The organism is Jeotgalicoccus nanhaiensis, assembly GCF_015235105.1.
Taxonomy (GTDB): Bacteria; Bacillota; Bacilli; order Staphylococcales; family Salinicoccaceae; genus Jeotgalicoccus; species Jeotgalicoccus nanhaiensis.
Window position 1 is genome coordinate 115,402 of record NZ_JADGLW010000005.1, and the last position, 13,922, is coordinate 129,323.

General features: G+C 40.6%; 13 protein-coding genes. 5 read left to right on the top strand and 8 right to left on the bottom strand.

The genetic code is table 11. The features are described from left to right. Positions 1-81 precede the first annotated feature (81 nt). The gene (locus IR135_RS08225) at positions 82-2,217 is read right to left on the bottom strand and encodes an ATP-dependent Clp protease ATP-binding subunit (protein ID WP_135098455.1); all 2,136 of its coding nucleotides are present in this window, start codon (positions 2,215-2,217) and stop codon (positions 82-84) included. A 495-nt stretch (positions 2,218-2,712) separates the two neighbouring features. Between IR135_RS08225 and IR135_RS08230 the strand changes: the two genes are divergently transcribed. Genes IR135_RS08230 through IR135_RS08240 form a run of 3 tightly spaced genes read left to right on the top strand, consistent with a single transcriptional unit; the run spans position 2,713 to position 4,643 of the window. Then, entirely contained in the window at positions 2,713-3,081 is a 369-nt protein-coding gene (locus tag IR135_RS08230; RefSeq protein ID WP_194194257.1) for a GntR family transcriptional regulator, read from the top strand. Continuing rightward, the gene (locus IR135_RS08235; protein ID WP_135098457.1) at positions 3,074-3,955 is read left to right on the top strand and encodes an ATP-binding cassette domain-containing protein; all 882 of its coding nucleotides are present in this window, start codon (positions 3,074-3,076) and stop codon (positions 3,953-3,955) included. The genes IR135_RS08230 and IR135_RS08235 overlap by 8 nt, the downstream gene beginning before the upstream one ends. Further along, complete coding sequence (locus IR135_RS08240; protein ID WP_135098459.1) at positions 3,942-4,643, top strand: hypothetical protein; 702 nt, start codon at positions 3,942-3,944, stop codon at positions 4,641-4,643. The genes IR135_RS08235 and IR135_RS08240 overlap by 14 nt, the downstream gene beginning before the upstream one ends. A gap of 122 nt (positions 4,644-4,765) precedes the next feature. Here IR135_RS08240 and IR135_RS08245 read toward each other — a convergent pair whose 3' ends face one another. The 6 genes from IR135_RS08245 to IR135_RS08270 all read right to left on the bottom strand — a co-directional run bounded on the left by IR135_RS08245 (position 4,766) and on the right by IR135_RS08270 (position 11,465). Continuing rightward, the gene (locus IR135_RS08245; protein WP_135098461.1) at positions 4,766-5,851 is read right to left on the bottom strand and encodes a PD-(D/E)XK nuclease family protein; all 1,086 of its coding nucleotides are present in this window, start codon (positions 5,849-5,851) and stop codon (positions 4,766-4,768) included. A gap of 481 nt (positions 5,852-6,332) precedes the next feature. Beyond that, positions 6,333-7,277 carry a VOC family protein gene (locus tag IR135_RS08250; protein ID WP_135098463.1) on the bottom strand — a complete coding sequence of 315 codons (945 nt, stop codon included), beginning with the start codon at positions 7,275-7,277 and terminating at the stop codon, positions 6,333-6,335. 38 nt (positions 7,278-7,315) lie between these two features. Beyond that, complete coding sequence (locus IR135_RS08255; protein ID WP_318272328.1) at positions 7,316-8,305, bottom strand: DMT family transporter; 990 nt, start codon at positions 8,303-8,305, stop codon at positions 7,316-7,318. 38 nt (positions 8,306-8,343) lie between these two features. Next, entirely contained in the window at positions 8,344-9,318 is a 975-nt protein-coding gene (locus IR135_RS08260; RefSeq protein ID WP_135098465.1) for a tRNA dihydrouridine synthase, read from the bottom strand. Between the two features lie 111 nt (positions 9,319-9,429). Continuing rightward, on the bottom strand, positions 9,430-9,759 hold the full coding sequence (locus IR135_RS08265; RefSeq protein ID WP_135098467.1) for a GRAM domain-containing protein: 330 nt from the start codon (positions 9,757-9,759) through the stop codon (positions 9,430-9,432). 215 nt (positions 9,760-9,974) lie between these two features. After that, the gene (locus tag IR135_RS08270; RefSeq protein ID WP_135098469.1) at positions 9,975-11,465 is read right to left on the bottom strand and encodes an MDR family MFS transporter; all 1,491 of its coding nucleotides are present in this window, start codon (positions 11,463-11,465) and stop codon (positions 9,975-9,977) included. Between the two features lie 116 nt (positions 11,466-11,581). Between IR135_RS08270 and IR135_RS08275 the strand changes: the two genes are divergently transcribed. After that, positions 11,582-12,394 carry a MerR family transcriptional regulator gene (locus IR135_RS08275; RefSeq protein ID WP_135098471.1) on the top strand — a complete coding sequence of 271 codons (813 nt, stop codon included), beginning with the start codon at positions 11,582-11,584 and terminating at the stop codon, positions 12,392-12,394. A 123-nt stretch (positions 12,395-12,517) separates the two neighbouring features. Further along, positions 12,518-12,937 carry a hypothetical protein gene (locus tag IR135_RS08280; RefSeq protein WP_135098473.1) on the top strand — a complete coding sequence of 140 codons (420 nt, stop codon included), beginning with the start codon at positions 12,518-12,520 and terminating at the stop codon, positions 12,935-12,937. Positions 12,938-12,982: 45 nt separating this feature from the next. On the opposite strand, the gene IR135_RS08285 is transcribed toward IR135_RS08280, so the two are convergent. After that, the gene (locus IR135_RS08285; RefSeq protein WP_135098474.1) at positions 12,983-13,783 is read right to left on the bottom strand and encodes a SurA N-terminal domain-containing protein; all 801 of its coding nucleotides are present in this window, start codon (positions 13,781-13,783) and stop codon (positions 12,983-12,985) included. Positions 13,784-13,922: the final 139 nt, after the last annotated feature.

Consider the following 13,922-nt stretch of genomic DNA (forward strand, 5'->3'; position numbering starts at 1 on the left):
AATACCCCGGCACTGTATGTATTAACCCGTATAAACAAAAAAACCTTAAATCCTGAGTGGATTTAAGGTTTTTCATTTATATTAAGCTTTTACAACGACAATTTCCCCGTCTTTGATATGCGCTTTAACATTATTTAATTCATCTTCTTCCAGAATTAAATCTGTCAGCTGATCTTCGATTTTATCCTGAATGACACGGCGCAGCGGTCTTGCACCGAAACGCTTGTCGTAACCCAGGCTGACGAGTTTTTTCTTGGCGTCATCTGTAATTGAAATCTCAATTTCATTTTCCTCTAATGCTTCCTGCAAGTCATTAAGCATTAAATCAACAATTTCCATTAAGTTATCCTCTGACAGTTCGTTAAAGTTAATAATTGCATCGAATCTGTTCAGGAATTCAGGTTTGAAATAATTGCTTAAGTTTTCAAGCGTGCTGACCGATTCGTGCTGGTCCGCATTAAAGCCGACGCTTACATTATTATCACCTGTACCAGCGTTACTTGTCATAATAATCACTGTCTCTTTAAAGCTGACTGTTCTGCCGTGTGAGTCTGTCAGCTGGCCATCTTCCATAATCTGCAGGAACATGTTTTGTACATCAGGGTGCGCTTTTTCAATTTCGTCTAAAAGAATAATTGAATAAGGATTATGACGCACTTTCTCTGTCAGCTGTCCTGCTTCTTCGTGACCGACATAGCCTGGAGGTGAACCGATAATTTTAGAAATGGAATGTTTCTCCATGTACTCACTCATATCGAGTCTAATCATGGATTCTCTTGTACCGAATAACTCTTCAGCAAGCGCTTTCGTTAATTCAGTTTTACCAACACCCGTTGGTCCGACGAATAAGAATGAACCGATTGGACGGTATTTCGATTTAAGTCCTGCACGGCTTCTTCTGACAGCTTTCGCTACCTTATCCACCGCTTCGTCCTGACCGATGACTTTAGCACTCAGATTCGTACCGAGGTCTCTCATCTGCGCCTGTTCTTCAGACTGCAGTTTCGTCACAGGAATACCTGTTTTTTCTTCGACTATAAGCTGAATATCAGATACATCAACATCCATAACCTGCTGATCATCAGCTGCTGCTTCCAGCTGTTTCTCAAGCTGAAGTTCTTGATATTTCAAGCGTGCTGCAGTTTCATAATCTTCCTGCTCTGCCGCAGCGTCTTTTTCTTCAGCAATTTTTTCAAGTTTCTGTTTGATTGAATCTGTATCATTTTCTGCATTTGCGAGATTCAACCGTGCGCCGACTTCATCCATTAAGTCGATTGCCTTATCCGGTAAGAAACGGTCTTGAATATATCTGTGCGATAAATTCACAAACGCTTCAACCACTTCGTCGGAATAGCTGACTTCGTGGAATTTCTCATAGCGGTCTTTAATTCCTTTAAGGATTAAAACCGATTCCTCTAAGGTCGGTTCTTTAACGATAATCGGCTGTAAACGGCGTTCGAGCGCTGCGTCTTTTTCAATCTGACGGTACTCTTTCAGCGTTGTTGCACCGATAATTTGCAGTTCACCGCGTGCAAGCGCCGGTTTAAGAATGTTACCTGCGTCCATCTGTGAACTTTCCGCAGAACCCGCACCGACAATCTGGTGAATTTCATCGATAAAGAGAATGACTTCCTGACGCTCTTTCAGTTCAGCAATGAGCTGTTTCATACGCTCTTCGAACTGACCGCGCATTGAAGTATTCGCAACAAGCGATGCTACGTCCAGCACGTAAATTTCTTTGTCCATTAATTTCGCCGGCACATTGCCTTCTACTATTTTCAATGCCAATCCTTCAGCAATTGCCGTTTTACCGACACCTGGTTCACCGATTAATACCGGATTGTTTTTATTACGTCTGTTCAGCGTCTCAACAACGCGTTTTACTTCTTTGTCGCGTCCGATGACCGGGTCTATATTACCCGCTCTTGCTTCGTCTGAAATATTATTGCCGAGCTGGTCTAAAAGCCCGTCGCGCTGATTATTTTCACGTTCTTTTGTTTGTGTACTTGTTCCTTTGTTTCCTTGTCCATTAAAATATTTATTGTTCATATTATTATTTTCGAAAGGTGATCCTTTAAAAAAGTCATTTGAATTCATCATTTGACCTTGGATATCCTGGAAACAGCTGTCACATAAATGAACCTGCATTTTTTGATTGTTAAAATTCATTGCAAGGTTTACATTCGCTTCGTTAATTCCGCAATTTTGACATTTCATATGTGTTTCCTCCTATTGATATATTCGTATTCACAGTCTTTTGACTTTGACTATATTTGACTATAAATACAGTATAAAGGCCTTAAAAGATATTTTCAAATATGATGCTCACTCTTTATTTTTATTAAATTCTTCTTTTGACTATCTTTGACCTTATATATTTATTATAAACTGACCTTCTTTGACTTTCAAGTGTTTTTTAGGATTTTAATAGAAAAAAACGGCTTCCTCAAAGGAAAAGCCAGCTGTAATTATTACTTAGTATTTGTGAATCCCCCGTCGATGCGGATAACTTCACCATTAATAATTGCTGTTTTAGTCATTAAATTACCTTCTGTAATTTCTCTTCACTATTAATTATAAAGCTTTTATATTTAATTTAAATCATTTTGGGTTATCACTTTTTTTAGTTTTATTGTTTACAAAACGCACTGTCAAATGTATAGTTGATTACACGACTAATCAACCAATCAGCATAAGAGGAGGCGGGAATTTTTGAAAGCTGTATTAGATGGTTCACGACCAATATTTCAACAAATATACGAAATGATTGAAGACGACATAATAGAAGGTGAACTTGCTGAAGGAGATAAGATTCCTTCAACGACTGAAATTTCAAAGTTTTATCAGGTCAATCGTGCTACTGCCCAAAAAGGACTGGCGGTGCTTGTCGATGAAGGTTATGCATATAAGCAGCGAGGTGTCGGTATTTTTGTAGCGGAAGGTGCAACAGCAAAACTTATTGAGAAGCGCAAACAAGAATTCCGCCTGCAATTTATCAAACCAATGCTTGAAGAGTCTAAAAGACTTCGAATGACGACAGAAGAGATTATTAAATTTATAGAGGAGGATAATGATGATTAAAATAAATAATTTATCGTTTGCTTATGACAGAAAAAATATATTAAAAGATGTGAATTTAACAGAAACTGAACCAGTCATAATTGGACTGTGGGGACGCAACGGTTCAGGTAAAACAACGTTGATGAAAATTTTATCAGGAATGGAGCAGCAGGACAAAGGCCTCGTGGAAGTGGATGGTGTTGAACCTTACAACAACAGCCATGCGATGCACCATGTTGCATTTATGCAGGAAGATCACCCCTACTCGGATACATGGGATGTAAATGATGCTTTGGAATTTGGCCGTGATTTTAATCAAAACTGGGATCAGGCACTGGCAGATGAACTGATTGATATTTTTCAGCTCCCCCGAAAGAAAAAGATCCGCACATTTTCTAAAGGGATGAAAACGATGATTACTATCGCTATCGGTCTGGCGAGTAAGGCACCGCTGACAATTTTTGATGAACCGTCAAATGGTCTCGATGCTCATATGAGGAAACAATTTTACGATGTACTGTTAGATTCATATGATGAACATCCGCGTACAATTTTACTTTCATCACACCACATTGAAGAAGTTGAACCGCTATGTGAAAAAATTGCAATTATCGACAATAATACGCTGATGCATTATGAAGAAACGGATGTGCTAAAAAACAATGGCGTACATTTAAGCGGGTCTAAAGAAGCAGTTCGAAGTGTTATCGGTACAATACGTGTACTTGAAGAAAGAAAGCTCGGCCGGCAGTTAAATGTAATGCTTGATTCACCACTGACTGACGAATTAAAACATCGTGCCGAACAAGCCGGGGTCATGATTGAAAAAGCACCATTTCAAGATTATCTTGTCAATTTAACTAAGAAGGAGGCGGAACTGAATGCACACGCTTAAAGGACCTTTTAAAGTTGTCTTTAAAGAAATGAGCCTGACATTTTATATTAATATCGGTATTACGATTGCCCTTTTCGCACTATATATATTTCTCAGTACACAGTTAGACAATAATGAACCATTAGGATTAATATTCGGACCATTCTACATCGTATTTCTCACTTATACGTTTATATTTTTCAAAAGTTATAAATTCATACTGTCATTTGGAGGCACAAGAAAGCAATTCATGGTGTCCGCGTTTATCTCGGGCTTCATTTATCTCGTCATAGGCGCTGTCTTATTAACTGTATTGCACTATATCGGTGAGATGGTATTTCAAAATGGATATGTATATCATATGGCGGATCTGGTGAACGATGCGAATCCGTTAATGTATTTCTGGGTTGATTTTCTATGGTTGTTTTCCTTCTTTGGAATCGGTATGTTCGCACAAGTCATCAACTTCAATCTCGGTACATTACGCACGCTGATTATCGCTGCAGTAATTATACTCGGATTAGTCACAGCATATTTCTTTATAGATCTGGCACCACTATTTGAATTCTTCCTTACGGATTATATGTTGTTTTTACACTTGTTTGCTTTAGTTTCCCTAATACTCTTAGTATTATCTTATTTCATGATGAGAAACGCGCCATTAGAGCGTGGTGACAGAAAAATATTTAGAATTAGTGCAGCAAAATAAATAGTATTATTAAATGTGTTATAAGACACCCTGTTATTTTTAAAAAAGCGGGGGTCTTATTTTTATGTTGAGATGGTGATTAGTTTGGAAATTTGTGTTGAACTTATCACCGTTATTGTCAATTAAATGTGGCCAATAGATAACAATGTTTCATCTATAACTGCTTCGATTAATTTCACTTTTTTATAATAATCTTCAAGGCTGTCTTCAAGGCTGTTTTGATTTACCGGAACTGCTGCAGTCAAAAGTGACGTTCTCTTCTCCTTCGATTCAGGAATTACTTCCTTCAGCCTGCTGTTAAGTAACACTGCAAAGTTATTTTTATTTTCGATAAATTTATCGTATCCTGGAAGGTTTTTGATTTGATTGCGAGGTTTATAAGGATTTGTTTCAAAACGGATGCCGATGTCTTTTATCGTGTTTCCGCTCTCCCCAAGTAGATTGATATAGGTATCTATATGAATATAAAAAGTTCCTTCCAGTCCGTTTGCTTCAAATGGCTTGAGTGATTTCCAATTTGGTTTCGATATTAGAAACAAAAAATTGTTACGGCCAGCTCCACCAACTTCTCCCCAGCTGATATCAAAGTTCTGTTTATCTTTAAAGTTCTCAAAAAGAATCTTCTGCCAGCAGATCTTTCTCTGCACAGTATCTAATGAAACACCTTTCGTCAGAGCGTTCCCCGGATTTTTGAGAGGCATATAAAATGCACTGAGCTTATTTTTAAAATCTTCGAGCAGCCTGTTCAGAGTGAGATTGTTTACATTAAAATTATTATTCAGGAACGAACTGTAATGTACACGCTTAAATTTTGAACTTCCGGGCAGCACCGTCGTATCCAGCGTTAAAAAAATAAAGTGAAACTCCGCTGTTTCCAGACCTAGTTTTCTTAAAATTTTGTGCTGCGCCAGTTCTGCTTCATAGCGCAGTGTTTGTTTAACCCCTTCACCCGTACCCAGCTTATTTTCTATAACAATAATTTTGGGGACTTGCTTATTTGTTTCATATATTATCATGTCAGGTGTGCCGATTGATTTTCCAAGACCCAAACGATTAATCACTTTATAGTTATGATTCTTATCAATTTTAAGATTTACTAAGGCTAGGAATTGATTTAGGAAATCTCTCGAATCTTCAAAACAATTTTTCAGAAAATCCGATATAACATCTTCACGATAAAAAATATTTAATGCATCAAATGCGTTCATGCTGTTACCCTCTTTACAGTTAGTAAGTTCATTTTACAATATTTTTATACTTTTATGAGCAAGGCCAGCCAAAATTACACCACCTTGCTCGTTTCAACGCTCATTATGAGCAAGGTCTCCCAAAATTACACCATCTTGCTCGTTTCAACGCTCATTATGAGCAAGGCCAGCCAAAATTACACCACCTTGCTCGTTTCAACGCTTATTATGAGCAAGGTCTCCCAAAATTACACCACCTTGCTCGTTTCAACGCTCATTATGAGCAAGGTCTCCCAAAATTACACCACCTTGCTCGTTTCAACGCTCATTATGAGCAAGGTCTCCCAAAATGACACCACCTTGCTCAATTCACCACCCATTACGAGCAAGGTCACGCATAATATCCTTAACTTGCTCACCACCAGCCAGCTCCTTCAATCTCATCAAAAAAACAGATATCCTTATCAAGGATATCTGCCCAAACTAACTTCACTATATTCTCTTATCCTTTTTCAATCGGAGTCAGTTTTGCTTCAATCTCAGCTCTGTCCGCTTCCATGAATGGCGGCAGATCTAATTTTTCTCCCGCTTCAATGCCGGGTGTTGTACCCACGAGCCCGGGTCCATCTGTTGCAAGTTCAAACATAATGCCGTTGGATTCCCGGAAGTATAAGCTTTTGAAGAAGTGTCTGTCAACGACTCCTGTTGAACTGAAGCCTCTCTTAACAACCTGTTCATGCCAGTACTGCAATGTTTCTTCATCTTCTACATTAATCGCGAGGTGATGCACGCTCCCGCGCCCCGGCCGTTCGCGGTCGCCGTCTTTATATTTAACAAGGATTTCACTGTGTCCGTCACTATTCGCCGGCCGGTACAGTCGTTCATGGTCATCTCCCGATACTTTCACGTAATCGAACAGTTCCGTCAGTGTTCTTTCCATTTTTTCAATTCGCCGGACACTCATTTCAACAGTCCCCATGCTCATAATCTGATATTCTTCCGGCACAGCGGAGCCGTTCCAGCTGTCGAATCTGCTGACTGCATCATCCTCTGCTGCCTGCAGTGCCAGCCGCAGTCCATCACCGTCTTCAAAAAGCAGAGATTTTCTTCCGCCGTAGTTTGCTGCCTCACTATATTCCACGCCGTGTTCATCAAATCTTTTCTGCCAGTACGATAAACTGCTCTCTCCTCTGACGAACAGTCCTATCCGCGTAACTGCATTTGTGCCGCGTCTGGTGTGAGCTGCCATCGGCATTTCAAAAAAGGTGAGCTCACTTCCCGGTGTACCGTTTTTATCGCCGTAAAATAAATGATACATTGACGGATCGTCCTGGTTAACAGTTACTTTAACTCTGCGCATACCGAGGACCTGAGTATAAAATTTGTTATTTTCCTGAGCATTTTTCGTCAGCATAGAAATATGGTGATGTCCTAAAATTGTCTTCATAATATTAACCTCCGTATAGTTATATTAAAAAATAAATCTTAAAACAGATTAATCAGCATGACACCTGCAAGCAGAACAAGCAGGCCGACAAGCTGAACCGGAACAATTGTATTTTTCCCAGATCTGAACATACCAAATTGCTGGACGAGAATACTGCCTGTAATCTGACCAAACAGCACCAGCACAATGGTCGGCCCTGTGCCTATTTCACCGACGAGAAATATATTAATTAATACATAAAATCCGCCGAATATTCCACCGAGCCAAACCCAGAGCGGTGCTTTTTCTGTAATAGGGTATTTCACTGGAATTAATGTTTTTTCTCTTATTAAAACAATGATAATTAAGGTCGCCGCTCCGATAAAGAAAGAAATAAAGGCTGCCGTAAATGGTGAATTTACAGCGCTGCCGAGTTCGCCGTTAATTGCTGCCTGAATTGACAACAGTGCGCCCCCAGTAAAACCAGCCGCACGCCACGGCCATTTATTGATTTCATCATTCACCGGTTCAAGTTTATAGCGGCGCTGCTTCATAATATCCTGCAGCACCACCGCAAGAAAGACCCCGGCAAAAATCAGTACAACGCCGAGGAATCTCGTCAGACCGAAAGGCTGAATCATCGAGTTAAACCAGCCGAAATTATCGATGACCATGCCGGTAATAATCATCCCGATAATCGGCATAATCGCAGTTTCCACACTTCCTATTTTAGGAAAGATAAATATGTTCGTCGTCAGCGCAATAACACCGCACACCCCGCCGAGCCATATCCATAGCGGCTCACCAGTAAAAGCGGACAGCGGCGGTGTGAGCGGCAGACCGTTCACCAGCACGATAATACTTAAAAACACGGTACCGATGACAAATGAAATCATCGATGCAGTAAATGGAGATCTCACATAAGTCCGGAGACCCGAATTGATGGCTGACTGCATGGACATTCCGGTTCCAATCGCAGCGCCGAGCAGTGCAGTCAACATCTTGCTCACTTCCTCTGTATATTTGAATATAATCGTATCATTTATCAACGCAAAAATCCCTTTTGATTTTTCAAAAGGGATGACTGTTATTCTGCCGACTTCATTCCGGCTTCAAAGTCATCGAGCAAAGCTCGGACTTCATCGGTTGTATTCGTGCTCATCAGCTGGTGTCTTAACTCACCTGCGCCTCTAATGCCGCGCACGTATATTTTAAAGAATCTGCGCAGCGGTTTAAACAAACGTGATTCTTCTTTAGAATACTTGTCGAACAGATCGAGATGCAGTCTTAACAGACTGAGGAGCTCTTCGCTTGTATGTTCTCTCGGCTCTTTTTCAAAAGCATACGGATTATGGAAAATCCCGCGTCCGATCATAACACCGTCAATACCGTATTTCTCTGCCAATTCGAGCCCTGTTTTTCTGTCCGGAATATCTCCGTTAATCGTGAGCAGTGTATCGGGTGCAATTTCATCGCGCAGCTGTTTAATTTCTCCGATTAAGTCCCAATGCGCATCGACCTTGCTCATTTCCCGTCTCGTACGGAGATGGATAGACAGGTTCGCAATATCCTGTTTAAATACGTGTGTCAGCCAATCTCTCCACTCATCGATTTCAGTATAGCCGAGTCGCGTCTTAACGCTGACCGGCAGACCGCCTGCTTTTGCCGCCTGAATAATCTCCGCCGCTGTTTCAGGACGCTGGATGAGACCTGCCCCCTTACCTTTCGCCGCAACGTTTGGAACGGGACAGCCCATATTTAAATCAATGCCTTTAAAGCCCATCTCTGCCATTCCTATGCTCATTTCCCGGAAATGGTCTGGCTTATCTCCCCATATATGGGCAACAATTGGCTGCTCATCTTCAGTAAAAGTCAGGCGTCCCCGTACGCTGTGTACACCTTCCGGATGACAAAAGCTTTCTGTATTTGTAAATTCAGTGAAAAATACGTCGGGACGTCCTGCTTCGCTGACAACATGACGGAAAACGACATCTGTGACATCTTCCATCGGGGCCAAAACAAAAAATGGACGCGGTAATTCACGCCAAAAATTTTCTTTCATATATATTTAAACCTTCTTATCTATAGTATCTCGAATTTTTATCCATGATGATATTACCACAAAAAGTCATTTTACACAAAAGTGTGATCGTCATGAAAAAACCTGCAGAACCTAATCTTCTGCAGGTGCATATAATTCTTTTCTCATTTTATTTATCGCTGTAATCCAGTCTTCCCGTTTAAACACACTGAACTTGAATATATCGTTATTGTGAGTAATTATTTTAATCACATTCGGAATCAAGCCCATGCTGCGTTTCGTTTTAATTTCTTTAATATCTTTTAAATCAATAATCGTTTCAACCGATTCAATATACGGTCCAACTGAGCCTTCGTGAAACAATGCTGTTTTCGTTAAATATAAAGGTCCTTCGACACCTCTCATCGGACGTCTCATGTGAGCATGGCCCGCACGTACAATGTCTCCTTTATTCAACCTCATAATGCCTCACCCCAACTTTATATATTTTTAAAAGTATTATACTCCGCCTAATGCTATCATAATTGTAAAAATTAGCAATCCTGCGATAACAATGATTAGAAATCCCATAAACCATTTACTCATAATTCCCGCTCCTTTACAGAACACTGTATATACATTATACACGTAAAAAAATCACTTCATTTCGAAAATGAAGTGATTTCATAAATTATTCATTAATTATTGTCTTTTTTAACTGGTGCCGGCACCAAATCTTCGATCGGTTTTGCACGGTAAACGAACAAGGACATCACTACTGCGATTAATGCAATAATGAAGATAAGGAAGTAAACAAATTCTACTCCCGAAACCATCGCTGCTGTCATTGCCGCTTCTGATTCAGGATTTGCTGCACCTTCCAGATAGCTTTGCTGACGCGAGTTAAGCAGGCCGATAAACACCGACACGCCGATTGCTCCGGCCAAGGGCTGCAAGGTCGATACTACAGCAGTACCGTGCGGATATAAATGTTTCGGCAGCTGGTTTAAACCGTTCGTCTCAGCAGGCATCATCGTTGCAGATACACTCAGCATAATCAGCATAAAGCCTGCAATAATAACCCACTGCGGCGTGTCCGCTGTCAGGTTGCTGAACATAAACATCGTCACAGCAAGGACAATCGTTGCCGGAATCATCATGACTTTCGGGCCGACTTTATCGAATAAAGCTCCCATAAACGGGCTCATTGCACCATTCAGCAAACTCCCCGGCAAGAGCAGAAGTCCTGCCGCTGCTGCAGTCAGACCCATCGGTCCCTGCATAAATACAGGCAGAATTAATTCCGACGCGAACATCATCATAATAATAATGACAAATAACACCACTGCGTGGGCAAACATTGGAAACTTAAAGACCCGGAGATCCATCAGCGGCTCATCGAGCTTAAACTGGCGGAGGACAAAGAGCAGGATACCAATGAGTCCGATAATAATCGGAATAAAGACAGACGGTGTCATAAAGCCATCTGCACTTTCTCCTGCATGGCTGAAGCCGTATATCGTTGCCCCGAGACCGATTGTTGAATACACGAGTGAAATCCAGTCTATTTTCGGCTTTGTTATTTCGGTAATATTTACAAGGTATTTCAAAGCAAAGAGAATTGAAAAAACCGTAAACGGCATAACGAAGATAAATAAAAATCTCCAGCCGAAGTATTCCACAATAACACCCGACAGCGTCGGACCGATTGCGGGAGCAAACATAATAACGAGCCCGACAATTCCCATAATCTTACCTCTTTTATGAGGCGGGTAAATCAGTAAAAATACATTAAACATAATCGGCATAATCAAGCCGGTTCCGATCGCCTGAATCATCCGGCCAAGGAGCAGCACAGAAAAAGTCGGCGCGAACGCAGCGACAACGGTACCGATTAAAAATGTGACCATCGTACCGATAAACAGCTGCCTCGTCGTAAACCAGCCCATTAACAGCGGGGATACGGGAATGACGATAGCCATGACAAGCATGAAACCGGTCGCTACCCATTGAACTGTGGAAAGCGTAATATCGAACTCCGCCATCAGTGTGGTTAACGCAATATTGAGCAGTGTTTCATTTAAAATGGCGAAGAAGGCTCCGATAATTAACGCGACCATAATCGGCAGGGTTTTTGCGTTCGGATCCTCCGATAAAAATTCGTACTTTATATTATTATTCTCTGTCATTTTGCACCTCTTATAATTTCTTCATATTGAAAAGTGAGAGTTTCCAATACACATCAAAATGATGACCTAGTATAATATAAAGTATATGGTAACCATATAGTCAAGAGGTGAGCATTATGAAATCAGAAATTTATTTTACTACAGGTGATTTCGCTAAACTTTGTGAAGTCACTAAACAGACTCTTTTCCATTATGATAATATCGGACTGCTCTGCCCTCATCACAAAGATAAAAAAGGCTACCGGTATTACTCGTATACACAATTCGATACGATGTATGTAATAGAATCCCTAAAAGAAATGGAGATGCCGCTCAGCGAGATAAAAGAATTTATCAGTATTACAACACCTGATACGATGATTGAAATGTTCACAGAACAATCGAGGCAGATTTCTGAAAAGATAAATAACCTTGCCAGTATTCAGAACACGATAGAAAAGAAAATACTGCTTACCAAAGAAGCGAAGAACACCGATTTCAGTAAAATTGTGCTGAGTGAGGCTGAGGAAGAGTATGTATATTTAAGTGCCCCTCTCGATAATGATGATGATGAAAACAGAGCTGCAATCTCTGACTTCTATCAAGTATGCATGCGGGAGCTTCATGAAAAATATTCCATCGGTGCTCTGATTAAAATCGAAGACCCGGCAGCTTCGGAAGTCGGCAGCTTCGAATACTTATTTGCAAAAACAGATTATACAGACGCACTGCCGCTGGCAAAAAAAGAACAGGGCTTACAGGTTACCGGCTATCACATAGGGAAATACGAAGCGTTCTCAGATACGTATGAAAAGATGTTCTCTTTTATAACAGAGCATCGTCTTAAAGCTGCCGATTACTTTTATGCTGAACCTATACTCGACCGCATTTCGGTAAATGACAGCGATAAGTACGTGACAAAGATTACAATGCCGGTTAGCCGGGAATGACAGCTTTAATTGTTTGCTGCAAACGAATAAGCTAAAAAAGTATCAGAGAAAATTACATCCATCGCGATAAATACCTATCTTAACCGGGTATATAAAAGGAATAAAATGACATGGAGTGTTTCGATGACTATCTTTTTAAAGTTAATCATAATAGGTTTTATATCCGGAATGATACTTGCCGCTTCAGGAAAAATTATCCGTCTTACTACCGGGAACAAAGCGGAAATTCTTTTATACAATATGGACTATATGCCGGTGCTTAAAAAATGGAGTGATAAGTGGATTACAGGAATTATCTTTCACTATATGACCTGTATAGTAAGTGCTGTTGTATTATTCTATATGCTCGTCCCGTTTGGATGGGAAACAAACATCTGGCCGTACGTTCTCGTATATACAGCAGGCAGCGGCGTACTTTATTTTCTCAGCCTACTCACAGATAAACCTCCCGCTTCCGACAGTTTTTCTTCCTGGTTTTACTGGACATTCAGCCATGCAATTTTCGGTTTTGCCGTCGGCTCTTTAATTAAATGGTGGATCTAATAAAAAAAGACTGATGGATTTAATTTCCATCAGTCTTTCATCTTTTTAAATATGAACTGTTACATCTGCATTTTCCTTAAGATCTGCAACTAGTGCCTGTGCTGCTTCTCCTTCTTTCTGCTGTACAACCTGTTCTTTCAGCTGAGGTTCCATTTCTTCAAATGCAGGCGGTTCTTCTTCAGTTTCCATCTGTTCCATCTGTGCTACCTGCGCATCGTAAACTTCCTGCAGTTCTTCTTCAGACGGTTCGATATCGCCCGCTTCTTCAGCGATAAGTTTATCAACTTTTACCTGCATTTCAACTTGTGACATCACTTCATCTTCAGGCATACCCTGCTCTTCAAATGCTGCGAACAGGTCGTCCTGTGATTCCATACCGTTTTGTTCAACTAAACTGTCGAGCACACCATTTTTATCTTCTTCTGTCACTTCCAGGTCACGGTTATCCGCTTCCTGCAGTAATAATTCCTGAGATACAAGACCGTCAGCTACTTGTTTTTTCAAATCGTCCTGGTTCACTTCTTCACCAGACATCTGAGACATCATAGCCATCTGCTGGAATTGCATATTATACGCTTCTTCAAATTCCGCTTTTTCAATTTCAGTATCATTTACTTCGGCAACAACATCAGGTACGTCTTCTAAATCCGGCTCAGGCATTTCCGGCTGTTCTGCTGTTCCTTCTTCTGCTCCTGCGCCTTCTTCACCTTCCGCTGCCGCACCTGATTCAGGTGCTGCTTCTTCTGTACTCTCAGTATCTTCGGTTGCTGCTTCTTCATCACCATTGCATGCTCCGAGCAGCAGCAATGAACCTATTATTGTTAAACTTGATAACCATTTTTTCATTGTGTAATTCTCCTTTAATTTCTTACTTGTCCGTCATTTTAACGCAGATTGATGAGAGAGGCATTTAAAAAGCGGCTCAGAAGAAAAAATTTTTCAAGATTTATGATTAATTCGTGACATTGTGAATCAACTCACTATA